The sequence below is a fragment of the Neorhizobium populisoli genome, assembly GCF_019430945.1.
Taxonomy (GTDB): Bacteria; Pseudomonadota; Alphaproteobacteria; order Rhizobiales; family Rhizobiaceae; genus Neorhizobium; species Neorhizobium populisoli.
Genome location: NZ_JAHYCB010000010.1, coordinates 40,566 through 63,142, shown reverse-complemented (window position 1 = coordinate 63,142; position 22,577 = coordinate 40,566). Strand labels below are relative to the sequence as shown.

24 protein-coding genes are annotated in these 22,577 nt (G+C 59.9%); 14 read left to right on the top strand and 10 right to left on the bottom strand.

The features are described from left to right. Positions 1-190 precede the first annotated feature (190 nt). A complete protein-coding gene (locus tag KX729_RS24735) occupies positions 191-976 on the top strand; it encodes a TSUP family transporter (RefSeq protein WP_219745156.1) in 786 nt (261 codons plus the stop codon). Here KX729_RS24735 and cobU read toward each other — a convergent pair. Next, complete coding sequence (gene cobU / locus KX729_RS24730; RefSeq protein WP_219745155.1) at positions 973-1,494, bottom strand: bifunctional adenosylcobinamide kinase/adenosylcobinamide-phosphate guanylyltransferase; 522 nt, start codon at positions 1,492-1,494, stop codon at positions 973-975. The two genes, KX729_RS24735 and cobU, sit on opposite strands and share 4 nt — an antisense overlap. A 313-nt stretch (positions 1,495-1,807) precedes the next feature. Here cobU and KX729_RS24725 point away from each other — a divergent pair, with 313 nt between their 5' ends. From KX729_RS24725 to KX729_RS24705, 5 genes are all read left to right on the top strand, one after another. After that, positions 1,808-1,951 carry a hypothetical protein gene (locus KX729_RS24725; protein ID WP_219745154.1) on the top strand — a complete coding sequence of 48 codons (144 nt, stop codon included), beginning with the start codon at positions 1,808-1,810 and terminating at the stop codon, positions 1,949-1,951. Between the two features lie 564 nt (positions 1,952-2,515). Continuing rightward, a complete protein-coding gene (locus KX729_RS24720; protein ID WP_219745153.1) occupies positions 2,516-3,511 on the top strand; it encodes a glycine betaine ABC transporter substrate-binding protein in 996 nt (331 codons plus the stop codon). Positions 3,512-3,724: 213 nt separating this feature from the next. Next, positions 3,725-4,777: a quaternary amine ABC transporter ATP-binding protein gene (locus KX729_RS24715; protein ID WP_219745152.1), complete on the top strand. Its 1,053-nt coding sequence runs from the start codon at positions 3,725-3,727 to the stop codon at positions 4,775-4,777. 120 nt (positions 4,778-4,897) lie between these two features. Then, the gene (gene bmt / locus KX729_RS24710) at positions 4,898-5,911 is read left to right on the top strand and encodes a betaine--homocysteine S-methyltransferase (RefSeq protein ID WP_219745151.1); all 1,014 of its coding nucleotides are present in this window, start codon (positions 4,898-4,900) and stop codon (positions 5,909-5,911) included. Between the two features lie 23 nt (positions 5,912-5,934). Next, positions 5,935-6,285, top strand: a complete 351-nt coding sequence (locus tag KX729_RS24705) for a hypothetical protein (RefSeq protein ID WP_219745150.1) — start codon at positions 5,935-5,937, stop codon at positions 6,283-6,285. A gap of 40 nt (positions 6,286-6,325) precedes the next feature. Here KX729_RS24705 and KX729_RS24700 read toward each other — a convergent pair whose 3' ends face one another. From KX729_RS24700 to KX729_RS24685, 4 genes are all read right to left on the bottom strand, one after another. Further along, entirely contained in the window at positions 6,326-8,404 is a 2,079-nt protein-coding gene (locus KX729_RS24700; protein ID WP_219745282.1) for a vWA domain-containing protein, read from the bottom strand. Next, the gene (locus tag KX729_RS24695) at positions 8,401-8,928 is read right to left on the bottom strand and encodes an RNA polymerase sigma factor (protein ID WP_219745149.1); all 528 of its coding nucleotides are present in this window, start codon (positions 8,926-8,928) and stop codon (positions 8,401-8,403) included. Before KX729_RS24695 ends, KX729_RS24700 begins: the two co-directional genes overlap by 4 nt. A gap of 117 nt (positions 8,929-9,045) precedes the next feature. Beyond that, positions 9,046-9,720, bottom strand: coding sequence for a 4Fe-4S dicluster domain-containing protein (locus KX729_RS24690; protein ID WP_219745148.1), 675 nt, complete (start codon positions 9,718-9,720; stop codon positions 9,046-9,048). A gap of 101 nt (positions 9,721-9,821) precedes the next feature. Continuing rightward, entirely contained in the window at positions 9,822-11,396 is a 1,575-nt protein-coding gene (locus KX729_RS24685; protein ID WP_219745147.1) for a trimethylamine methyltransferase family protein, read from the bottom strand. A gap of 271 nt (positions 11,397-11,667) precedes the next feature. On the opposite strand from KX729_RS24685, the gene KX729_RS24680 reads away from it, so the two are divergent. After that, a complete protein-coding gene (locus tag KX729_RS24680) occupies positions 11,668-12,369 on the top strand; it encodes a cobalamin B12-binding domain-containing protein (protein ID WP_219745146.1) in 702 nt (233 codons plus the stop codon). Between the two features lie 87 nt (positions 12,370-12,456). Here KX729_RS24680 and KX729_RS24675 read toward each other — a convergent pair whose 3' ends face one another. Further along, positions 12,457-12,576 (bottom strand): entericidin domain-containing protein, encoded by a 120-nt coding sequence (locus tag KX729_RS24675; protein ID WP_376776065.1) that lies wholly within the window; start codon positions 12,574-12,576, stop codon positions 12,457-12,459. A gap of 71 nt (positions 12,577-12,647) precedes the next feature. Here KX729_RS24675 and KX729_RS24670 point away from each other — a divergent pair, with 71 nt between their 5' ends. The 4 genes from KX729_RS24670 to KX729_RS24655 all read left to right on the top strand — a co-directional run bounded on the left by KX729_RS24670 (position 12,648) and on the right by KX729_RS24655 (position 15,558). Then, positions 12,648-13,292 (top strand): DUF1638 domain-containing protein, encoded by a 645-nt coding sequence (locus KX729_RS24670; protein WP_246617835.1) that lies wholly within the window; start codon positions 12,648-12,650, stop codon positions 13,290-13,292. 52 nt (positions 13,293-13,344) lie between these two features. Beyond that, on the top strand, positions 13,345-14,121 hold the full coding sequence (locus tag KX729_RS24665) for a formyl transferase (protein WP_219745143.1): 777 nt from the start codon (positions 13,345-13,347) through the stop codon (positions 14,119-14,121). 108 nt (positions 14,122-14,229) lie between these two features. Continuing rightward, positions 14,230-14,532, top strand: coding sequence for a virulence factor (locus tag KX729_RS24660; RefSeq protein ID WP_219745142.1), 303 nt, complete (start codon positions 14,230-14,232; stop codon positions 14,530-14,532). Between the two features lie 63 nt (positions 14,533-14,595). Further along, positions 14,596-15,558 carry a methyltetrahydrofolate cobalamin methyltransferase gene (locus KX729_RS24655; RefSeq protein ID WP_219745141.1) on the top strand — a complete coding sequence of 321 codons (963 nt, stop codon included), beginning with the start codon at positions 14,596-14,598 and terminating at the stop codon, positions 15,556-15,558. Between the two features lie 63 nt (positions 15,559-15,621). Here the strand turns inward: KX729_RS24655 and KX729_RS24650 are convergent, their stop codons facing one another. Further along, the gene (locus KX729_RS24650; protein WP_219745140.1) at positions 15,622-16,095 is read right to left on the bottom strand and encodes a hypothetical protein; all 474 of its coding nucleotides are present in this window, start codon (positions 16,093-16,095) and stop codon (positions 15,622-15,624) included. 66 nt (positions 16,096-16,161) lie between these two features. On the opposite strand from KX729_RS24650, the gene KX729_RS24645 reads away from it, so the two are divergent. Next, complete coding sequence (locus tag KX729_RS24645) at positions 16,162-18,183, top strand: ASKHA domain-containing protein (RefSeq protein WP_219745139.1); 2,022 nt, start codon at positions 16,162-16,164, stop codon at positions 18,181-18,183. A 128-nt stretch (positions 18,184-18,311) separates the two neighbouring features. Here KX729_RS24645 and KX729_RS24640 read toward each other — a convergent pair whose 3' ends face one another. Beyond that, positions 18,312-19,250, bottom strand: coding sequence for a LysR family transcriptional regulator (locus tag KX729_RS24640; RefSeq protein ID WP_376776058.1), 939 nt, complete (start codon positions 19,248-19,250; stop codon positions 18,312-18,314). Positions 19,251-19,419: 169 nt separating this feature from the next. Between KX729_RS24640 and KX729_RS24635 the strand changes: the two genes are divergently transcribed. Next, positions 19,420-19,629 (top strand): hypothetical protein, encoded by a 210-nt coding sequence (locus KX729_RS24635; RefSeq protein ID WP_219745137.1) that lies wholly within the window; start codon positions 19,420-19,422, stop codon positions 19,627-19,629. 249 nt (positions 19,630-19,878) lie between these two features. Beyond that, the gene (locus tag KX729_RS24630; protein ID WP_219745281.1) at positions 19,879-20,898 is read left to right on the top strand and encodes a GlxA family transcriptional regulator; all 1,020 of its coding nucleotides are present in this window, start codon (positions 19,879-19,881) and stop codon (positions 20,896-20,898) included. A gap of 20 nt (positions 20,899-20,918) precedes the next feature. On the opposite strand, the gene KX729_RS24625 is transcribed toward KX729_RS24630, so the two are convergent. Together KX729_RS24625 and KX729_RS24620 are read right to left on the bottom strand one after the other, a co-directional pair. Continuing rightward, entirely contained in the window at positions 20,919-21,527 is a 609-nt protein-coding gene (locus KX729_RS24625) for a GGDEF domain-containing protein (RefSeq protein WP_219745136.1), read from the bottom strand. Positions 21,528-21,596: 69 nt separating this feature from the next. Then, on the bottom strand, positions 21,597-22,442 hold the full coding sequence (locus KX729_RS24620; protein ID WP_219745135.1) for a response regulator: 846 nt from the start codon (positions 22,440-22,442) through the stop codon (positions 21,597-21,599). Positions 22,443-22,577: the final 135 nt, after the last annotated feature.

Sequence of the window (22,577 nt, the reverse complement as noted above, 5' to 3'; positions counted from 1 at the left end):
CACCCTCGTCTCTCTAAACTCTCAAAGGCGCGCACCATAACCGCAAAGCTCAAGGCCGCAATCCCCCGACAGCCATCAATATGGTTTGTCCGATAACGAGGGCAAGACAGTTGCGTACCGTTACATTCAATGTAACAAGCGCGCGTCGCTGACCACAGCACCTTTCTTCGCTTGACCTGAGTCTCCCTTCTTGAACGACCTCGCATTCCATCTCGTCCTCGTCCTGCTGTTTGCTTCCTTCTTTGCCGGTTTTGTCGATTCGATTGCCGGTGGCGGTGGCCTCATCACCATTCCGGTCATGCTGATTGCCGGCATTCCGCCCCTGGAAGCACTGGCGACGAACAAGTTGCAATCGCAGTTCGGTTCAGCCTCGGCGACGATCGCCTATGCGCGGCGTGGTCATGTCAATCTGAAAAGCCAATTGCCGATGGCGGGTATGTCGCTGATCGGCGGCGCAATCGGGGCGACGCTCGCCTCGCTCGTACCGGCCGCGTGGCTGGCCGCCGCAATCCCCTTTCTGCTGATCGCCATCGCTGTCTTTTTCGCGCTGAAGCCCAATCTCAACGACATCGACAGCCACGGGCGGATAACGCCCTTCGTGTTCGGACTGACAATCGTGCCAATCGTCGGTCTTTATGACGGCATTTTCGGCCCAGGCGCTGGCTCGTTCTATATGCTAGGCTTCGTACTGCTCGCCGGGTTCGGCATGCTGAAGGCGACGGCACATACCAAGCTGATCAATCTCGGCTCGAATTTCGGCTCGTTCCTCGTCTTCGCAGCAACCGGTGCTGTGCTCTGGAAGATCGGCTTGATGATGGGTGTCGGCCAGTTCCTCGGCGCACAGGTCGGTTCGCGGCTTGCCATGAAGAATGGAGCAAAGCTGATCAAGCCGCTCCTGGTGATCTCGTGTTTGGCACTGGCGCTGAAACTGATTGCCGACCCGAGCCATCCGGTCCGCGTCTGGCTCGGTTTTTAGCCTTTCATCCTCAGGGGCAGTCCGGCTGCAACGAAATAGACCTCGTCGGCAATGGCGGCGATCTTCTGATGCAGCCTGCCGGCATGATCGCGAAATTCCCGCGCCATCTTGTTGTCCGGCACGATACCCAAACCGACCTCGTTGGAAACAAGCATCACCCGGCCGGATACTTTTAGGAGTTGGTCGACGAGGGCATTCGCTTCCGAATCGACGACGCGTTCATCCATCATCAGGTTGGTGACCCAGAGCGTCAGGCAATCGACGAGAACCACCCTGTCCGGCCCTGCGACCTCGGCAAGGATTTCTGCAAGCCGCAGCGGCTCCTCATGCGTCTGCCAGCCCTCGCCGCGATCGACGCGATGCCTGGCAATCCGCTCGCGCATCTCGTCGTCGTAAGCACGCCCGGTGGCGATATAGTGCCGCTCCAGCCCCGTCTCCTGCGCCAGTCTTTCGGAAAAGCCTGACTTGCCCGAACGGGCGCCGCCGAGAACCAGCGTGATATGGCCGGATTGCGTCATGGGAAAATCATCACGGAGGAATGTTGGCGGGAGGCTAGCGAGGCCAGAAGGGACCGGACGATTCGTAGATAAGGAGGCGTCCGGCCCTGTTGGTGATGATCGATCTGGATTCGCATTACAGCATCGATGGTGCAGGCTTGGCAGCCAGGTGTCAATCGCCCATGCCGTGCGCGATCACGAAGGCTTTTTTCATCATATGTCGCAGTATCGCAATTGCGACATCGCTCGCCGGTCTGATCAATTGAACGGCAAAGCAATCAGGCGTATTTCCGTCGCAAACAAAAAACTTGCTCGCATTCAGGAACCCCCCATCATGCTTTACCTTTTCAAGACGGGCAGCGGCGTCGAAATCGCCTGGAACGGCAGGCTGAACAAGCAGCCGGTCGAAAGCCGCATCCGCCAGCTCGATACGCGCTTTTCGCTGTTCGGCTTCATCCGCACGCGCGGCCTCGGCTGACCTGACCGGCCGAATTTCGGAAACGACAATATCCGCAGTCGCAGATGAGCGCCTTGCCCGATTGCGACCGCGGATAATATAATCTGAATGAGAAGCGCCACGGGATCAACAAGACCCGCCATCGAGCAGCGAGGGCAACCGGTACGCACTACCTGATCCGGCGCCGAAGACGAGCTAACCGCCCGCAAGAACACAAATAACGTGACATTCTTACCGGATGGTTAGTGAACCGGAACCAACCTGCGAATTTCTATTTTTTATTGCATAACGACGCAATTGACGGGCCCTACCGGATCGAATGAGCGCCGGGATTGCATTTCTATCGCCCATCCGCCTGCAATACCTCACGTAACGGCAGCCGCGTTACCGGCAAACAGTGACCGCTCGCTGGCGATCCATCTCGAATTTATTGATTTGCGGCCCTGAAAGCCTCAGGATTCCATGATACTGACATAAGGATGCAGCAAAAGCATTCGGAGGCATTGCGGCAGAGGAAGCTCCGATGCCCGGCAACAGAATCATGTTGATGGGCAGTCCGCCGCCGGAGCCAGGGAACCGTCTGGAATGAAAAATTTTCTTGCCGCCTCAGCTTTTGTATTCAGCTCGTTGACGCTCGCTGGAGCGGCAAAGGCGGAATGCGGCACGGTTTCGATCGCCGAAATGAACTGGGCCTCGGCGGGGATCGTGGCAAATCTCGACAAGATCGTCCTCGAAAAGGGTTATGGCTGCAAGGTGGACCTGGTTGCGGGCGATACCCTGCCGACATTCAATTCCATGAACGAAAAGGGTCAGCCTGACGTCGCTCCGGAATTCTGGGTGAATTCCGTTCGCACCCAGCTCGACAAGGCCGTTTCCGATCGCCGGCTCCTGGTCGGCGCTGAAACGCTGGCCGACGGCGCGATCGAAGGTTGGTGGATCCCGAAATATGTTGCCGACGCCAACCCGCGAATCAAGACCGTTCAGCAGGCGCTTACCCGGCCGGATCTTTTTCCCGCACCGGACGCTTCCGCCAGAGGTGCGGTGTATAGCTGCCCGACGGGCTGGAGCTGCCAGGTTTCGACCGGCAATCTGTTCAACGCCCTTGATGGCAAGGCGAAGAATTTCGAACTGATCGATACAGGCTCCTCCACGGGCCTCGACGATTCGATCGCAGCGGCCTTTGCAAAGAAGAAGGGCTGGCTCGGTTATTACTGGGCACCGACCGCGATCCTCGGCCGTTATGAAATGGTGAAACTGTCCTTCGACGTGCCGTTCGACCGTGCCGATTGGGATGCCTGCACCGCCGTCTCGGATTGCCCAAATCCGAAAGTGAACTCCTATCCGATCTCGCAGGCTTTTACGCTGATGACCCGGCAGTTTGCCGATAAGGCGGAAGTTGCGATGGATTACATGAAGAAGCGCAAGTGGAACAACTCCACGGTCAACGAGCTTCTCGCCTGGCAGGCGGACAACAAGAAGAACAACCAGGAGGTCGCACGGTATTTCCTGCAGACGATGCCGGAGATCTGGACCAAATGGGTCTCCCCGGATGTCGCGGAAAAGATCAAGAAGTCGCTCTGAGGCGACGATAGAGCCGCATCCGGATCAATCATCCTTCCCTTTTCAGTGCAGTATGGCTTGACCATCACGTGCATTCGGTATGCCATGCCAAATGCCGGACTTATAAAAGAACCAACAAGGGGAAGCTCATGGCGCATTTCGAATGGCGGGCGGGAGCCCTGCCCTGTCCGTCTGTATCTTCCGATCTGACGCGCGAGCGCCCGGAGGTTCGGCATGGCTAGCCACGGCATCGAAATTAAAAACCTCTACAAGATTTTCGGCAGCCACGGGCGTGAGCATGTCGAGGCAGTCAAAGCCGGCATGACCAAGGCCGAACTGAACCAGAATCATGGCCATGTTCTCGGCCTCAAGAACATCAATATCTCCATGCCGGCCGGCGGTATCACCGTGGTCATGGGCCTCTCCGGTTCCGGCAAGTCTACCCTCATCCGCCATATCAACCGGCTGATCGAACCGACCGCCGGTGAGGTCATTTATGACGGCGCCGACATATGCAAGATGAGCGCCAACGACCTGCGGGAATTTCGCCGCCACAAGACGGCGATGGTCTTCCAAAAATTCGCGCTCCTGCCGCACCGCACTGTGATCGAGAACACCGTCTACGGTCTCGATGTGCAGGGGATTTCCCGCAGCGAGAGCCTGAAAAAGGGAAAATACTGGATCGAGCGTGTAGGCCTCGCCGGCTTCGAGAACCACTACCCGAACCAGCTTTCCGGTGGCATGCAGCAGCGCGTTGGCCTTGCCCGCGCGCTGACCAACGATGCCGATATCCTGTTAATGGACGAGGCCTATTCGGCGCTCGACCCGCTGATCCGCGTCGATATGCAGACCGTGCTTCTCGACCTCCAGGCGGAACTGAAAAAGACCGTCGTCTTCATCACCCACGATCTCGATGAAGCGCTAAGGCTCGGCGACAAGATCGCCATCCTGCGCGACGGCCAGGTGGTGCAGCAGGGAACCGGCCAGGAAATCGTCCTGTCACCGGCCGATGACTACATCACCGCCTTCGTCAAGGAAGTGAACCGCGGCCGCGTTATCCAGACACAAACGGTCATGCGTCCTTTCGACGGCAATCCGGACGGCGTCAGCCTTGCGCCGAATGCAACGCTCGAAATCGCGGCCAAGCTGATGACCGAAGCCGGGCAATCGCGCGCTATCGTTGTCGACGAGAACAATAATCCGATAGGCATGCTCGACCTGCAGACGATTATCGCTGCCATGGTGACCCCGGCAAGCCACGAAGCACAGCAGATCGCAGCGGAATAACCGAAACAGCAAGCGGCGGCGGAATAAGAGCCGCCGCTGTCGCGCCAAGGCCAATCGTTGCAACTTGAAATCATATAAAGCAATCTTTATATGCAAAAAATCTCTTGCAAGGAGCGCCCCATGACCAAAGCCAACGCACTGACCGAACTTCTCGCTGAAAAAGGCGTGCTGCTGGCTGATGGCGCGACCGGCACCAATCTCTTCGCCATGGGCCTCGAAGCCGGCGAAGCGCCGGAACTGTGGAACGAGGACGCGCCGGAAAAGATCGAGAAGCTGCATCAGGACTTCGTCGATGCCGGCGCCGATATCATTCTCACCAATTCTTTCGGCGGCACCCGTCAGAGGCTGAAGCTGCACAAGGCGGAAGGCCGCGTGCATGAGCTGAACAAGCGCGCCGCCGAGATTGCCCGCAAGGTGGCGAACAGTGCCGGCCGCAAGGTGATCGTCGCCGGCTCCGTCGGCCCGACCGGCGAGTTGCTGATCCCGCTCGGCGCCATGTCCTATGAGGACGCGGTAGCAGCCTTTGCAGAACAGATGGAAGGCCTGAAGGCCGGCGGCGCCGATGTCGCCTGGATCGAGACCATGTCTTCGGCAGATGAAATTCGCGCGGCAGCCGAAGCGGCCGTCAAGGTCGGCATGGCCTATACCTATACCGGCTCCTTCGACACTGCCGGCAAGACCATGATGGGCCTCGACCCCAAGGACATCCACGGCGTCGCCCGGGACATCGGCACGGGTCCGGTCGCGGTCGGTGCCAATTGCGGCGTAGGCGCCTCCGACATTCTTTCCAGCTTGCTCGATATGACCTCCGCCGCCCCGGATGCGATCACCATCGTCAAGGGCAATTGCGGCATTCCGGAATTCCGCGGCTCGGAAATCTTCTATTCCGGCACGCCGCCGCTGATGGCCGAATATACCCGCCTAGCCCGCGATGCCGGTGCAAAAATCATCGGTGGTTGCTGCGGCACGTCCTGCGAACATCTGGCCGCCATGCGCCAGGCCCTCGATAGTTATACACCGCGTCCTCGCCCGACGATCGAGGAAATCGTCGACAAGATCGGCCCGCTGCGCAATAAGACCGCCAGTGAATCGGGCGGCGAACCCGGCAGGGAAAGACGCCGCCGCCGGGGATGAAATCCCTTTCAAAGGAGGACGTCATGTCGAATATTTCTCCGATCGGCAGCCGCGAGACCGTGGCGGAAAGCCTTGCCGGTTTTTCGCCGGAAAATCAGGCCTGGCTCAAGCTGCTGATGGACAATCCGACCTCGGACGACCTGCTGCTGGAAGGCCTGCACCTTTATCTGGACCAGGCATCCGAATCGAAATTCCTGAATTCGCTGAAGCTCGGCAAATGCGGCGAATGGGTGGGCAATAACGCCCCCGCCCGTCTGCAGATCAGGCTTGCCGAAGCAGCAAAATCCAGCCAGCACCCGGCCTATCAGGCCTTCAAGGACGGGCTAACCCGCTCCGGCGGCATGGAGCGGGCTTATCCCAAGGCGAATATCTGATTATTGATACGGGCGCGAAAAAACCGCGCCCGGAATTGCATTATCGACGGTCCAGCGTCTCGGCGAGACGCACCAGATCGATGAAGCCGCCGCGATAACCGAACGCATCTTCGCCCCGCGCATTGCGCGCCATGTCGAGGATCGACCGGTAGGGATAGGCATCCAGCGCATTGGTGCCGCGCAGTTTCTGTCCGAAGGCCGCCACCGCTGTCGCAAACCGCACATCCTGTGGGGCGGAGCCGAAATCACGCACCGCATTCATCTCAGATACCGGCGTGGTGATCAGCTTGCTCGTGTCGCTATCCGGCTGCTTGTAGCGGATTTTCACGAAGGCCATCTCTTCCGAGACGGCATCCGGGGTCGGAGCCGACGTCGCCGCAGGTCCGTAGCGCAGCGGGTCGTTCATGACCGAGGCGCTGCCCTTCGGCGTCACTTCGTAGATCGCCGTCACCGAATGGCCGGAGCCGATATCGCCGGCATCCACCTTGTCGTTGTTGAAATCCTCGCGCTTCAGGGCGCGGGTCTCGTAGCCGATCAGGCGGTATTCGGAAATCTGCTGCGGATTGAACTCCACCTGGATCTTCACATCTTTGGCGATCGGGAACAGCGTCGAGCCCGCCTCGTCGACCAGGGCTTTCTGCGCCTCGGCCAGCGTGTCGATATAGGCCGCGGAGCCATTGCCGTTCTGCGCCAGCGTCTGCATCAAGCTGTCGTTCAGGTTGCCCTGCCCGAAGCCGAGCACGGACAAAAAGATACCATCCTTGCGGCGCTGCTCGATGACACGCTTCAGGTCCTCGTCGCTGGAGACGCCGACATTGAAATCGCCATCGGTCGCCAGCATCACCCGGTTGACCCCGCCCTGGATGAAAGCCTGACGGGCAAGCCGATAGGCCGCATCGATGCCCTCCGCACCCGCAGTCGAGCCGCCCGGCTGCAGGGTGTCGATCGCCGCCAGGATCTTGTCCCGTTCGCGCGCCGAGGTCGGCTCCAGAACCGTGCCGGCATTGCCGGCATAGGTGACGATGGACACCTTGTCCTCCGGCTTCAGCTTGCCGACCAGAAGACGGAATGCGCTCTTCAGAAGCGGCAGTTTGTCCGGCGCATTCATCGAGCCCGATACGTCGATCAGGAAGACCAGATTGGCCGGCGGCACCGCGGATGGCGCAGTATCATAGCCCTTGATCGCCACCTGCATCAGCCGCGTGCCGGTATTCCACGGCGTCGGCGTTACGGTCACGGTCGTGCGGAACGGCTCGGTTGCGGATTGCGGCCGCGGCCAGTCGTAAGGGAAATAGTTGACCATCTCCTCGACCCGCACGCTGTCGGGATCGGGCAGATGCCCTTCCATCAGTGAGCGGCGCGCAAAGGCATAAGACGCCGTATCGACATCCACCGAAAAGGTCGAAACCGGATCGGTCGCAACGCTCTTGAGCGGGTTCGTATCGGCATTGGCGAACCGGTCGCGGCTCTGCTCCATCGGCGGCAGGAGATCGGGCTTAGCCGGAGCGTAACGCGGTGCGGCGGCAGGCGGCGGCGCCCGTTCCGCCATCATCGGCGATACGGGCACAGGGCCTGGTACCAGAGAAGCCGAAGGTTCTGCCGCGCGTTTCGCTGTGCCACCGACGGCTTCCGGCTTGTTGAGCTGCCGCGCCACATTGTCAGCATTGTATTCAAGAGGCCCGGGAACGGGCTGAGCAGCGACCTGCTGCTCCTTTTCCTTCTTTGCTTCAGAAAGCCGTCCCTGCGGTTTGGGAGAAACAGGCTGAGCCTGCGTGCGCGGCGTATCTGCCAAAGGCGGCAAAGCCAACTGCCCCGAACTCGGCAGGTTGCCGCGCGTCAGTTCGAGTGTCAGGAAGGCGGCGGCGGGAATGATCAGCATTGTCGCCAGAGCCGAGCCGGCGAGATAACGGTGTTGGGCAATCATCTGTGTGCTCCATATCCGGTTGAGGATGGAGCTTGGACGCGACCACAAGGAACTTCCTTTGGCGCGACCCGCATTTTTCTCTTCCGCATCGAATGCCTGCATGGCCGCGGCCAGCGCACGGGCGCGTGCAGCACCGGAGGCAGGCGGCGGAGACGGGATGCGTCCCAATGTATCGAATTCGTCCGTCATGGTCAGACCGCCTCCCTCTTCAGAAGGTCCTTCAATTTCTTGCGCGCCTCATGCAGATGCCAGGAAACAGTGTTCTCGCTGCATTCGAGGATCTGAGCTGCTGCGGCATGGGAAAGCCCCTCGCCATGTACCAACAGAACCGCATCGCGTTGCTTGTCCGGCAAGCGGCGAACCGCCGCCCATAACCAGTCGCCGCGATCGTCTTCCTCCTGGGATATATGGCTGAAGAAGATCGGATCATTGGCGATCCGGTCCTCGTTTCGCCTGAGGCGGGAGAGCTTGCGCTGATGGTCGCGAACCACGTTCAGCGTCAGCGTGTAGAGCCAGGTGCGAAAGGCGGATTGGCCGCGAAACGTCCGGATCGACTTACCCAGCCGGATGCAGACTTCCTGCGTGGTGTCCTCCGCATCCGTCGGCGTGCCGCACCAGCGCCACGCCACCGAATGGATGAAATCGTAATGCGCCTCGACCAAAGCACCAAAGGCGCTTCGGTCGCCGTCACAAGCTCTCTGAACCAGTTCCGCGCTCAATGTCGTGTCCGCAATTCCGTCGACTGAAGCTTAGTCGTTCCGCACGGAAAAATCCTTGGGGTGATCTCAAGAAAAAAATTCAGGTTTTTTCACCGTCTCGAAAAAGCGCGGAATGCCTCAGAACAATGCCTGCATATGGAAACGCAATTGCTCCTGGCCATAACGATAGGATGCGCCGACCGGGCAGGCATTGCGGGCAAGACAACCGGTTTTCATACAGCCAACCTGCCCGATGCCGCTTTCGAGATGCGATCGACATGGCACGACTTCGAAGCCGGACAGGCTTATCGCACCTACCGGACAGGCCGTGAGACACGGCTTGTCGCGACAGTCGTCGCAAGCGTGCGGTTCGAGAACCCGTTCCGTCTCGATCGCAAAGGGAAAGCCCAACGCTCCCCGATAACCGTGCCAGAGACCGTATTGCGGATGGATGAGAATGCCGAGCGGCGACGGCTTCAGCCCCTCCGCCCTCATCGCCCATTGCTGGAACGGCTGCCACGGCGGATCGGATGGGAAATAGGCCGTTGCTTCGAGAGCCTGGGCAACCGGCCGGATCAGCGACTTCGACCAGCTATCGAGCGGATCGGCACCATCATGGGTCTCGCGCCATCGGTCGAAGGCCGGCCAGATGGAGCCCCCGACATTGCCGAGCAGCATGACGGAACGTGCCTGCACGCCGTCGGCCAACAACGGCCTTTCGCCGCAGGAAAAGTTCACGACGCCGCGCACCCGAATGCCGTGCGGCTCAAGCGCCTCGGAAACCAGCTCCCGAATCGCGAAAGGGCCGCTCATCGCGGCCCCTCGTATTTATAATGCGGGCGCCAGACCCCTTCCTGGATGAAGTCTGCCACCTGTCTTGCACCGCCTTGCTCCCTGGCGGCCTCGGGCTCTCTTCAGGTGAAAGCGTCCGGCATTGAATCCTTGCGATCCTTGATGAAGGCAAGCAGCGCCTCATCGATCGCCGGATCGAGTGCTGGCGCCTCATAGCTGTCGAGCCAGGCGCGGCACAGCGCGTTGGCACGCTGTTCGATGCGCTTCTCGCCTTCGATTTCCCACTGTTCGAACGAGTTGTTGTCCATCAGCGCCGAACGATAGAAAGCCGTCTGGAAATGCGCCTGCGTATGGGTGCAGCCAAGATAATGGCTGCCCGGGCCGACTTCGCGGATCGCCGACAGCGCCTGCCCTTCTTCCGACAGATCGACGCCTTCGGCCATCTTCTGCATCATGCCGAGCTGGTCCTGGTCGATCATGAATTTTTCATAGGACGACACGAGACCGCCCTCCAGCCAGCCAGCCGCATGCAGCACGAAATTCGTGCCGGCGAGCAATGTCATGTTCAGCGTATTGGCCGATTCATGCGCCGCCTGCGCATCCGGCACCTTGGAACCGCAAAGCGAACCGCCTGTTCGGAACGGCAGGCCGAGACGGCGGGCGAGTTGTGCCGCACCATAGGAGACCAGAGACGGTTCCGGCGTACCGAAGGTCGGCGCACCCGACTGCATGGAGATCGAGGCTGCGAACGTACCGAACAGAACCGGCGCGCCCTTGCGAATGAGCTGTGTCGTCGCCGCGCCGGCCAGAACTTCGGCCAGAATCTGCGTCAGCGTACCGGCAACCGTCACCGGGCTCATGGCGCCCGACAGGATGAACGGCGATACGACGGATGCCTGGTTATGCCGGGCATAGCCCTTCAGCGCGCCAAGCATCGTCCCGTCGAACACCATCGGCGAGTTGGCGTTGATGAGGTTCAGCGTGACGCAGTTATTTTCGACGAACTCGTCGCCGAACACCAGCTTCGCCATGGCGATCGTGTCTTCGGCGCGTTCCGGCGCGGTGACCGACCCCATGAACGGCTTGTCGGAATATTTGATATGGCTGTAGACCATATCGAGATGCCGCTTGTTGACCGGTACGTCGACCGGCTCGCACACCGTGCCGCCCGACGAATGCATCGACGGCGCCAGATAGGACAGTTTCACGAAATTGCGGAAATCCTCGATCGTCGCATAACGACGGTTGCCTTCCAGGTCGCGCACGAACGGAGGTCCGTAGACCGGCGCAAAAACGGTCGCCTTGCCGCCGATATGCACGCTGCGCTCCGGATTGCGCGCATGCCAGGTGAATTCCTTGGGCGCCGTTTTCAAAAGTTCGCGGCAGAGCCCCTTCGGAAAATGCACGCGGCTGCCGCGCACGTCGGCGCCGGCCTTGGCCCAGAGGTCGAGCGCCTCCTCGTCGTCGCGGAACTCGATGCCGATCTCCTCAAGGATTGTATCGGCATTGCGCTCGATCAGCTGCAGCCCTTCCTCGTCCAGCACTTCAAAGGCGTTGATCTTGCGGGTGATGTAGGGAAGAGAAGCGCCCGGACCTGCGCCGGAACGGGCTGCACGGCGGCCTGCCGCTCCCCGTTCGCCACGGCCGCGCCGTGCGCCGCCCGCTGCCGCATCCGTCTGCTGGGTCAAGTCGTCCATGATGTTCCTCACCTCGCGCAATTGCCGCGTCTGTTCTGATGCGCCATGCTAGGCCGAACGGCAAGTCGAGCCCTGCCTTTCTGCGTCACCATTTTGCGCAGGACAGACATTTCGCGACATCGCACTCCGTCGTTTTTCCGACGTGGTGCTGTCGCATACGAAAGAAATTGCCAGGCGATTTGAAGGTACAGATAGAGGAAAGACGGGGGAGCGTCTGATTTGCCTTCCCGTCGTAGAGAAACGCCCTCTCGAACCCAAAGGGAAGCATCCCATGTCCGACGACGAAATCATCCTTTCGGAACTTTCCGACGAGGAACTCGTGCAGCAGATGCACGACGACCTTTATGATGGATTGAAGGAGGAGATCGAGGAAGCCGTCAATATCCTGCTGGAGCGCGGCTGGACGCCTTACGACATCCTGACCCAGGCGCTGGTCGAAGGCATGCGCATCGTCGGCATCGACTTCCGTGACGGCATTCTTTTCGTACCGGAAGTGCTCTTGTCAGCCAACGCCATGAAGGCCGGCATGTTCATCCTGCGCCCGCTGCTCGCTGAAACCGGCGCGCCGAAGCTCGGCAAGGTGGTTATCGGCACCGTCAAGGGCGATATCCACGACATCGGCAAGAACCTCGTCGGCATGATGATGGAGGGTGCGGGCTTCGACGTCGTCGATCTCGGCATCAACAATCCGGTCGAAAATTATCTCGACGCGATCGAACGGGAAAAGCCGGATATCCTTGGCATGTCGGCGCTGCTCACCACCACCATGCCTTACATGAAGGTTGTGATCGATACGCTGAAGGAAAAGGGGATGCGCGAGGATTATATCGTTCTCGTCGGCGGTGCTCCGCTCAACGAGGAGTTCGGCAAGGCAGTGGGCGCCGATGCCTATTGCCGTGATGCGGCGGTCGCCGTGGAAACGGCCAAGGATTATATCCGCCGCAAGCACAACAGCCTCGCCGCCGGCGCCTGATCGCATCTGCCCGGAAATCGGAACGATTTTCGGAATCACGATGCGTCAGCAAATTCGCGCCGCCGGCTGGAGGCTGACGGCTACTGATCAATTGCGGGCAGCGCGATCGACCTTCTTGCCGGCCGCCTGGGTGGCGTTGACGGTATTGGCCGTATCCTGGCCCATGCCGCGGATCGTGTTACCGCAGGAAGCGAGCGAAACGGTCATCGCGAAAAGCGCGGCGATCACTGTGACTGTCTTTGCCGTCATGATAGATTACTCCGATGGATATGGATCGAATGGGTCAGGAAAGTCCGCATCCGGTGGAAACCGATTTTCCGGCTAAGGAACGTACAAATCACGAAAAAGTTCACGTGATTGCGTGTGGTGCGATTGCGCGTGAAATTCTCGCTGTCTGTCGCCAGTCCGGCCTCGACCATATCGACCTCCATTGCCTGCCGGCGATCTGGCACGCCTACCCGCAAAAGATCGTGCCGGGGCTTGAAAAAGCGGTCGGAGAAGCGCGTCGGGCAGGCTTTGAAAAGATCTTTTTCGCCTATGCGGATTGCGGTACCGGCGGCGATATCGACCGTCTGTGCGAGCGAGAAGGCATTGCCCGCATCGAAGGACCGCACTGTTATTCCTTCTTCTCCGGTAACGAGATTTTCGAGAAGACCGCAGACGACGATATCTTCTCTTTCTTCCTCACCGACTTTCTGGCTCGCCAGTTCGAGGCCTTCGTCATCGAGCCGCTCGGCCTCAACCGGCATCCACAGCTGAAAGAGATGTATTTCGGCAATTACCGGAAGCTCGTTTATCTCTCGCAGGAAGAAGACGAAGCGCTGCAGGAAAAAGCCAGGGCGGCGGCGGATTATCTCGGCCTTGAATACGAATATCGCCTCACCGGGTATGGCGATCTCACGCAAGCGTTACGCTCGGCTTAACCGTTTCTTCGGGCTTGGCGAGAAAAGTGCGGCTGCAGATCGGAGCAGCTTGATGCAGGAACAGATATCATCCCGGATCGTGGTGATGACAGCAGGCGGAACCAATCCGCAGGTCATGATCAATGCGCTCGCCAAACGTTTTCCCGACCTGCACGTCATCCAGGAAGAGCCGGAATCGAAAGGCAGGCTGCTGAAACGTCGTGCCAAACGCTTCGGCTGGTTCACTGCACTCGGCCAGCTCGCCACGATGATCGCCTCGCGCCTCGGCAAAAGCGTCGCGGCGAAACGCTCGGAAGAGATCATCCGCGAATACGGCCTATCCGCAGAACCGAATGGTGCGATCTCGGTTACCCACGTTCCGTCGCTCAACGATCCCGCCTGTCACGCCATGGTGACAAGTCTCAAGCCAGCCGCCGTCTTCACCGTTTCCTGCCGCATCCTGTCACCGGCGACGATCGCTGCGATCCCCTGCCCGATCATCAACTTCCATGCCGGCATCAATCCCATGTATCGCGGCCAGATGGGCGGTTACTGGTCGCTGGTCGAACGCGACGAAAAGAATTTTGGCGCGACCGTGCATCTGGTCGACAAGGGCACCGATACCGGCGGCACGCTCTACGAAAAACGCCTGACGCCATCACGCTCGGACAGTCTTGCCACCTATCCACTGCTGATGACCGCCGCATGTATCGATATCAGCGTCCAGGCGCTGCAAGACGCGATCAGCGGCACGCTCAAGCCCTATGCGCCAACAGGCCCTTCGGCACTGCGTTTTCCACCGCCGATCTGGACCTGGGCCTATCACGGCCTCACCAAGCGCATCTGGTAATCTCGCGCTTCCTGTGGCCACGTCGCTTTTTGCTCTGTGCGACGTCGTGGCAAGCGCAGTCCGCCGCCTCGCACCCGTGCATGCTGCCTATCAACCAAGGAGCAAGGCATGGCAGACCGCATCATCGTCTACTGGCGGGATATCCCGGCGCAGGTGATCATCAAGAAGGGTCGCCAGACTGCCAAGCGGGAACTGTCGCTCCGCTTCACGGAAGCGATCGACATGTGCGCGATGCGCACCGGCGCCGCCGAAACCGACGACTATCTCGCCGAATGGCGCAAAGCCGATCCGGTACCGGTTTCCGACGATCTCGAAGCGGAAGCCGACAAGGCCGCCGCCGAGTTCGAAGCTGCATACGACAAGGAACGCCTTGTGGCGCTGGTGAAAGCCGGCGGCCGCGAGGCAGCATAAACACAAGAACAATTTCGGCGCTCCGGGAGAGAGGGCGCCCAAGGGAATCAGGGAGCCAGCAGCATGACCCGCACCATCGTCGCATCCGCCACCCGCGAGGTCGTGATCGGCTTCGATCAGCCCTTCTGCGTCATCGGCGAGCGTATCAACCCGACCGGCCGCAAGAAGCTGGCGGCCGAGATGATCGAAGGCAATTTCGATACGGTCATCAGGGACGCGCTGGAACAGGTCGCCGCTGGCGCCACCATGCTGGACGTCAACGCTGGCGTCACCTCGGTCAACCCCAACGAGACGGAGCCGGGCCTACTCGTAAAGACGCTCGAAATCGTCCAGGGCCTTGTCGACGTGCCGCTGTCGATCGACTCGTCCGTTACCGCCGCGATCGAAGCAGCCTTGAAGGTCGCCAAGGGCCGGCCGCTGGTCAATTCCGTCACCGGCGAGGAAGAAAAGCTCGAAGCCATCCTGCCGCTCTGCAAGAAATACGACGTGCCTGTCGTGGCGATCTCCAACGACGAGACCGGCATTTCGATGGACCCGGACGTCCGTTTCGCCGTCGCCAAGAAGATCGTCGAACGCGCCGCCGATTACGGAATCAAGCCGCATGACATCGTCGTCGATCCGCTCGTCATGCCGATCGGCGCACTGGGCTCCGCCGGCCTGCAGGTGTTCGCGCTACTGCGGCGTCTGCGCGAAGAACTCAAGGTCAACACGACCTGCGGCCTCTCAAACATTTCCTTCGGCCTGCCGCATCGCCACGGCATCAACGCCGGCTTCATCCCCATGGTCATCGGCGCCGGCATGACCAGCGCCATCATGAACCCCTGCCGCCCGCAAGAAATGGAGGCCGTTCGCGCCGCCAACGTCCTGAACGGCACCGATCAGAACTGCGGCAACTGGATCATGACCTATCGCGACTATAAGCCGGCCGAAGGTGGCACAGCTGCGGCTTCCCCCGCACCGGCAGCCGCCGCCGGACGCCGTGGCGGACGGGCAGCGCGGGCTGGCACTGGGGCAAGAACGGAATAGATTGGCCTGAAAGCGAATTCGGAGAGAAAGCTTGAAGGAAAAGGCAGCGACAGGTCAGGCCCATCACTTCGGGACGCCATTGGGGAAAAGTGTCCGCACGTCGGATGCTCTGTATGCCTTGTCACCACAGTCTTCGATGAATGCTGCGTATTCCTTGAAGAACTTCGTCCGTTGCGACAAGAACTCGCGCGTATTCCTCGTAAGGCTGCTGTTTTCAGCAACAGACTTCTCGATCTCGTCGAGTTGTTTATCCAGTTCATCCACCGGCGCCTTGTTCAAACGCCTTTGCGTGTTCATGACGCCGTGGGATTCATCGACAGCCATCTTCAAACGTTCGACTTCCAGCCTAAAGCGAGCTCTCTCGACTACGGCATACGTACTGAAGCAGGTGGCTACCTCCTCAATGGTTAGAACGGGCGACCTGCTGTCCGCAAACTCAGATGGCACGCCGAACGGCAACAAATCTTTCGAAAGGGAGAATCGATCCGAACTGATATCGCCGGAAAGCAGGGCCAGTAGAAAAAGCGGGCCTAACAAAGTTTCACTCCAAAATTGCCGAAATACCCATCATTTGGGTAAAACGTTAGTACGAATGAAAGCCTCATGAAAGATCACCTCGTCCTCTTCATGCCGTCGGGCAAACGCGGCCGGTTTCCGGTCGGCACGTCGGTGCTGGATGCCGCGCGCCAGCTTGGCGTCTATGTCGAGAGCGTCTGCGGCGGGCGGGCGACTTGCGGGCGCTGTCAGGTTTCGGTGCAGGAAGGCAATTTCGCCAAGCACGGCATCACGTCCGCCGACGATCACCTGTCTCCGGTCGGCCCGAAGGAAGAGCGTTATGATCGCGTTCGCGGCCTGCCCGGCGGCCGACGCCTCTCCTGTTCGGCGCAGATCCTCGGCGACCTCGTCATCGACGTGCCGCAGGATACGGTGATCAACGCCCAGGTGGTGCGCAAGGCGGCTGACGAGCGGGTGTTCGACCGCAATGCGGCGATCCGCATGTGTTATGTCGAAGTCGAAGAGCCGGACATGGAAAAGCCACTCGGCGATCTCGACCGGCTGAAGGCGGCGCTGGCGCAGGACTGGCATCTCGACGAACTCGACGTCGATTTCCACCTCATTCCCAAGGTGCAGCAGATTCTGCGAAAAGGCGAATGGAAGGTGACGGCGGCAATCCACAAGGACCGCGAAGACGACCGCCCTCGCCTGATTGCACTTTATCCAGGTCTCAAAAACGAGGCCTATGGCATTGCCTGCGATATCGGCTCGACGACGATCGCCATGCACTTGTCCTCGCTGCTGTCCGGCCGCACTGTGGCCTCCGCTGGCACATCCAATCCACAGATCCGCTTCGGCGAAGACCTGATGAGCCGCGTCTCCTACGTGATGATGAACCCCGACGGCCGCGAGGCGATGACGGTCGCCGTGCGCGAGGCACTGAACGGCCTGATCGACAAGGTCTGCGCCGAGGGCGGCGTATCGCGCGCCGACATCCTCGACAGCGTCTTCGTCGGCAACCCGATCATGCACCACCTCTTCCTTGGCATCGATCCGACGGAACTTGGTGGCGCACCCTTCGCATTGGCCGTTTCCGGCGCCGTTCAGGTAAAGTCAGCCGAAATCGGCCTGCCGATGAGCGAAGGCACCCGCACCTATCTCCTCCCCTGCATCGCCGGCCATGTCGGCGCCGATGCCGCCGCCGCGACGCTGTCGGAAGGTCCGCATCGCCAAGACGAGATGATGCTGATGGTCGATATCGGCACCAATGCGGAAATCGTGCTCGGCAATTCCACCCGCGTCGTCGCCGCCTCCTCGCCGACCGGCCCAGCCTTCGAAGGCGCTGAAATCTCGTCCGGCCAGCGCGCCGCACCCGGCGCCATCGAACGCGTCCGCATCGATCCCGTCACGCTCGAACCGCGCTTCCGCATCATCGGCACCGAACAATGGTCGGACGAGCCCGGTTTTGCCGAAGCGGCAATGGCCACCGGCGTGACCGGCATCTGCGGCTCCGCCATCATCGAGGTCATTGCCGAAATGTATCTCGCTGGCATCATCTCCGAAGATGGCGTCGTGGACGGCTCGCTGATGGAACGCAGCCCGCGCATCCTCCAGAACGGCCGCACCTTCTCTTATCTTCTGCATGACGGCGAACCGCGCATCACCGTGACCCAGAATGACGTGCGCGCCATCCAGCTCGCCAAGGCCGCCCTTTATGCCGGCGTAAAATTGCTGATGGACAAGCAGGGTGTCGACCATGTCGATCGCATCGGCCTGGCCGGTGCCTTCGGCACGTTCATCGATCCGAAATATGCAATGGTCCTCGGCCTCATCCCCGATTGCGATCTCACCAAGGTCAAGGCGGTCGGCAACGCCGCCGGTACCGGCGCCCGCATGTGCCTACTCAATCGCGGCTATCGACGAGAAATCGAGGAAACGGTCACCCGGATCGAGAAGATCGAGACCGCATTGGAAACGAAATTCCAGGAACATTTCGTGGCCGCCATGGCGCTGCCGAACAAGGTCGATGCCTTCCCCAATCTTGCCACGGTCATAACCCTGCCGGAACGCAGGGCAATTGCCGACGCAACCGGCGACGGCGGCCGCCGGCGACGCAGAAGCCGCGATTGACATCGCGACTACACCATCGGCCTTGAAAGCTTGGCGCGATCTCCGTCATGCTCGGTTTCATACCGAGCATTGGTCCACAGCGAACGAGCACAATCCTCTGTCATCCGAGCAGCTTCGACGGCTCAAATTCAGGCCGCGGCGGCCACCATTGCCCCGAACGCTTCGCGAATGCTTTCGGCAACCGCCTTGGCGGGATGCGAAAGCTGCGGCGCGGTCAGAAGACGGATGTCGAAGTTGATCAGTTCCGGCAGGCCTTCCTTGGCACCGAGGATCTGCATGTCGCTGGTGACATAGGAGAGCGGGAACGGCGCAATCGCCAGGTCCGACAGTACGGCGGCGCGCTGCGCCATCGTGTGGGCGCTGGCATAAGCAATACGGTAGTTGCGCTTGTTCCGTTCGAGCTGGGCGATGGCGTCCTGACGCCAGACGCAACCGTCTTCCCAGACCGAGATCGGCAGGGGATCGCGCATATGGGCGGTGCCGCATTTGGCGCCGGCCCAGACCAGCCGTTCGGTATGGATCACCTCACCGACGGTCGGGAATGGCCGGGTCGCGCAGTTGATCAGCGCAAGGTCGAGCCGCTGCTCGTCCATCCGCTTCTTCAGCGCAAGGCTCATGTCGACGGTAACGTCGACCATGATGCTCGGAAAGCTCTCGCCGAAATGCTTCAGCACCTTCGGCAATAGACGTTCGGCAATATCGTCCGGCGCACCAAGACGCACGACGCCGGAAAGCTCCGGCATCACGAATCGTGACACCGCCTCGTTGGAGAGCGCCAGCATCCGCCGTGCATAGGAAAGCAGCATTTCCCCATGCTGAGTCAGCGACACCGAGCGCGCATCACGCAGGAAAAGCGTCGTCTTCAGCTGTTCTTCCAGTTTCTTGATCTGCATCGACACGGCGGACGGCGTGCGCAACACCGCATCGGCGGCGGTGGAGAAATTACCGGTCTCGGCAATCGCCACGAAGGTTCGAAGCACGTCATTGTCGAGCAGCGGAAGCGGCTGGCGAAACGGCACGGTCATTTCGATCTCCATCAAAAAAACTGAACTTAAAGACCATATCATTTCGTTTGATTGAAAGTCAAATCGGGAAGATACTCCAAATCATCGGAAGCAGGCGTCGATACACAACTGAATTTCATGAGACGCACAACATGCATCCGATTGATTGATGGATCGGTGAAGCAGATGCTCCCAACATCCACCGCCTTCCTACCACCCAAGGAGAACCGCAATGACCATGATCACTTATCAGGAGGGCGAACGCTCCCGGTTTCGGCCGTCTCCGTTCGTTTCGTTTATTCGCCCGGCAGTCGTGACAGTGCTCGCGCTTCGCGAAGCATGGCGCCGTCGCCAGACGGAAAAGATGCTGGAAGGTCTTCCGACCGAAATTCGCAAGGACATCGGATGGCCGACGACCAATGCCGCACCCAGCCGTCGATAATCTCTCCAAAGCATGGCCCGTTTGTGATATGAATGGGCCATGCTTCCTGACTACGAGCTAAGTCGTCGCAACCCGCAAACTGCCCGCTGATACCCCGTCATGTTCTTGCGACGCATGGATGTCGCAAAAATGTTATTGGCTTGTCGCCAAAAGCCCTTCTCCGCCATGTTTTTCCGTGCGAGTGTCGTTTTTAAAGAAATGGCAGGTCGCAATGTACGATCACGGCAAGGGGAAGACAGTATGGATTTGATGAGCAAAAATCCGGGCAAGAAGCGTTCTCTCGTATTCTTTCTCGTTCCGCATTTTACGATGCTGCCTTTTGCGGCAGCCGTAGAGACCCTGCGAATCGCCAACCGCATGCTGGGATATTCGGCCTATACATGGCGGCTCTGTTCCGCCGATGGAGAAAAAGTCTATTCCTCCAGCGGTATCGGTATCGAGGTGAATTCCTCGCTGGCCGACGAGCGCCGCCACCTCTCCGGCGAAAACCGGCCGAACATGGTGCTTGTCTGTTCCGGCATCTATGTCGAGGAATTCAACAACAAGTCCGTCAATGCCTGGCTGCGCGAGACCTATAACCGCGGCATCGCTGTCGGCAGTCTCTGCACCGGCGCGCATGTTCTGGCCCAGGCCGGCCTGTTGAACGGCAAGCGCTGCGCCATCCATTGGGAAAACCTTCCCGGTTTTGCCGAAGCCTTCCCGCAGGCGGAGGTCTATGCCGATCTCTACGAAGTCGACGCCAACCTTTATACCTGCGCCGGCGGCACGGCCTCGCTCGACATGATGCTGAACCTGATCGGCCAGGACTTTGGCGACAACCTCGTCAACCGCGTCTGCGAACAACAGCTGACAGACCGCGTCCGTAATCCGCACGACCGCCAGCGCCTGCCGCTGCGCGCCCGCCTTGGCGTGCAGAACGCCAAGGTTCTGTCGATCATCGAGCTGATGGAGAACAATCTGTCGGAACCGCTGTCGCTGGTCGAGATCGCTGACGATGCCGGTCTGTCGCGACGCCAGATCGAGCGCCTGTTCCGCCAGGAAATGGGCCGTTCACCGGCGCGCTATTATCTGGAAATCCGCCTCGACCGCGCCCGTCACCTTCTGGTGCAGTCCTCAATGCCGGTCGTCGAAGTGGCGGTCGCCTGCGGTTTCGTATCCGCGTCGCATTTTTCGAAATGTTACCGCGAAGTCTATAACCGTTCGCCGCAGCAGGAGCGTGCCGAACGCAAGCTCAACATGAACACGGCACGCAGCGGCGTCGTGGTCTGATAACAGCCAAGGCGGCCGGATCAGCCGGCCGCCTGCAGGACGATCGTATAGTCGGAAAAAATCTGGTTGCGGCCGTAGCTTTTCGCCATGAACAGAAACTGTTCGGCAGCGTTCAGATAGTTGTCGAACGTTTCGGGGCCGCAGACTTCCGCAAGCCCGATCGACACGCTCACCGAAAAATCGAGATCCCCGCCATTGATCCGCAAGGCGGCAATATCGAGACGCAGTTTTTCGCAGAAATCAGTCGCCGCCGCGCCATCGAGGCCGACGAGCAGGATGCCGAATTCCTCGTCATCCAGCCGGGCCAGCAGATGTCGGGTTCCCGTGGATGCAGCACTCAGCCGGTCGGCGATCGTCTTCAGGACGCGACTGACTGTTTCTTCGCAATGATTGTCGTTGAGACGGCGAAAGTGGTCGATATCGACGATCGCGACAGCAGACGGCAAGCTCTTTTCCAGGCACTCGGCGACCAGCGGCTCACCGAGCCGGTAGAATTCGCTGAGGCTGGCAAAGCCGGTCAGTGGATCGACTGTGAGATTGGCCGCCTGCATCTGCACGGGAGATGGTGCAGCCCACCGATAGGTCAAACGCTCCGTTTCGCGGAAGTGCTGGCTCTGGAGATAGGGCATGCGTGAATTCCTTCTGCACGACCCATAAGGATCGCGCATTTTTATGCAGTCACAGCCTCAAGCCGCCCGTCAGGCGACCTGTCGCGCCGGTTCCCTGGACTTGCCCTGCATCGACCAGATCTGGATCAGCGTATCCAGGTTCTGGTTGACGCGGCAGTAAAACTCTTCGTCGATGAACGGACGCAGCATGAAGTCGTTGCCGCCGGCCTTGAGGAAGCGGGCCGAAAGCAGCCGGTCCGACGAGGACGAAACGCCGATGATGCGCAGTTCGTGGCTGCCGCGCACCGAGCGGATGCGGCGGGTCAGTTCGAAACCGTCGATATCCGGCATGTTGTAGTCGGTGACGACCAAACCGATATCCGGGTTCTTCTTGAGGAGTTCGAGCGCCTTTGCGCCGTTATCGGCAACGCTGACGCGGAAATTGTAACGCTTCAGGCGGCTGGTAAGCAGCGCCCGAGCCGTCGCGCTGTCATCGACGATCAGCACATGGTGGCGATGATTGGTCAGGAAACGGCAGACCGATTCCGCCAGCATCTCGACCGCAAACACATTGTCCTTGAGAATATAGTCGACGATGTCCTTGGCGAGCAGCTTGTCGCGGGTTTCCTGGTGGAAGGTCCCGGTAAAGACGATGGTCGGGATCGACAGATCGACCAGATAGTTCAGCGCCTCGCCGTTTTCCGCACCCGGCAGGTTGATGTTGGAGATCGCCAGCGTTACCGGCTCGGACGACTGATCGTAAGCGAGCTGCAACTCTTCAAAATTGCGGCAGATTTCGACATTGATGCCGAAGAGCTCCTTCAGGCGGGTCCCGACCATCGAGGTGAAAACGTTGGAATCCTCGGCCAGTACAATGCGCGAGTTAGCCAGTGATTGCCCGGAATATTGCATGCCGGAAATACCGAGGAATGTCATGGTGCCCCTATCGATCAGAAATCGTACCCTCGGGAACATTCGTAGTGCAAACGATTTGCAGAACAGTTAATCCGACCCTTCCTCCGGTCCTGAAACGGCACGGGCGGCCATAAGACTGCCCGTTAACGTCAATGT

Excerpts from the sequence above, each read along its gene's own strand:
- KX729_RS24690 (WP_219745148.1), bottom strand. The coding sequence starts at position 9,720 with ATGAGCGGCCCTTTCGCGATTCGGGAGCTGGTTTCCGAGGCGCTTGAG.
- KX729_RS24675 (WP_376776065.1), bottom strand. The coding sequence starts at position 12,576 with ATGACCGTTTCGCTCGCTTCCTGCGGTAACACGATCCGCGGCATGGGC.
- KX729_RS24685 (WP_219745147.1), bottom strand. The coding sequence starts at position 11,396 with ATGGACGACTTGACCCAGCAGACGGATGCGGCAGCGGGCGGCGCACGG.
- KX729_RS24625 (WP_219745136.1), bottom strand. The coding sequence starts at position 21,527 with ATGCCCTATCTCCAGAGCCAGCACTTCCGCGAAACGGAGCGTTTGACC.
- KX729_RS24640 (WP_376776058.1), bottom strand. The coding sequence starts at position 19,250 with ATGATATGGTCTTTAAGTTCAGTTTTTTTGATGGAGATCGAAATGACC.
- bmt (WP_219745151.1), top strand. The coding sequence starts at position 4,898 with ATGACCAAAGCCAACGCACTGACCGAACTTCTCGCTGAAAAAGGCGTG.
- KX729_RS24705 (WP_219745150.1), top strand. The coding sequence starts at position 5,935 with ATGTCGAATATTTCTCCGATCGGCAGCCGCGAGACCGTGGCGGAAAGC.
- KX729_RS24720 (WP_219745153.1), top strand. The coding sequence starts at position 2,516 with ATGAAAAATTTTCTTGCCGCCTCAGCTTTTGTATTCAGCTCGTTGACG.
- KX729_RS24630 (WP_219745281.1), top strand. The coding sequence starts at position 19,879 with ATGAGCAAAAATCCGGGCAAGAAGCGTTCTCTCGTATTCTTTCTCGTT.
- KX729_RS24715 (WP_219745152.1), top strand. The coding sequence starts at position 3,725 with ATGGCTAGCCACGGCATCGAAATTAAAAACCTCTACAAGATTTTCGGC.
- cobU (WP_219745155.1), bottom strand. The coding sequence starts at position 1,494 with ATGACGCAATCCGGCCATATCACGCTGGTTCTCGGCGGCGCCCGTTCG.
- KX729_RS24635 (WP_219745137.1), top strand. The coding sequence starts at position 19,420 with ATGACCATGATCACTTATCAGGAGGGCGAACGCTCCCGGTTTCGGCCG.
- KX729_RS24655 (WP_219745141.1), top strand. The coding sequence starts at position 14,596 with ATGACCCGCACCATCGTCGCATCCGCCACCCGCGAGGTCGTGATCGGC.
- KX729_RS24645 (WP_219745139.1), top strand. The coding sequence starts at position 16,162 with ATGAAAGATCACCTCGTCCTCTTCATGCCGTCGGGCAAACGCGGCCGG.
- KX729_RS24660 (WP_219745142.1), top strand. The coding sequence starts at position 14,230 with ATGGCAGACCGCATCATCGTCTACTGGCGGGATATCCCGGCGCAGGTG.
- KX729_RS24670 (WP_246617835.1), top strand. The coding sequence starts at position 12,648 with ATGGGTCAGGAAAGTCCGCATCCGGTGGAAACCGATTTTCCGGCTAAG.
- KX729_RS24680 (WP_219745146.1), top strand. The coding sequence starts at position 11,668 with ATGTCCGACGACGAAATCATCCTTTCGGAACTTTCCGACGAGGAACTC.
- KX729_RS24620 (WP_219745135.1), bottom strand. The coding sequence starts at position 22,442 with ATGACATTCCTCGGTATTTCCGGCATGCAATATTCCGGGCAATCACTG.
- KX729_RS24725 (WP_219745154.1), top strand. The coding sequence starts at position 1,808 with ATGCTTTACCTTTTCAAGACGGGCAGCGGCGTCGAAATCGCCTGGAAC.
- KX729_RS24665 (WP_219745143.1), top strand. The coding sequence starts at position 13,345 with ATGCAGGAACAGATATCATCCCGGATCGTGGTGATGACAGCAGGCGGA.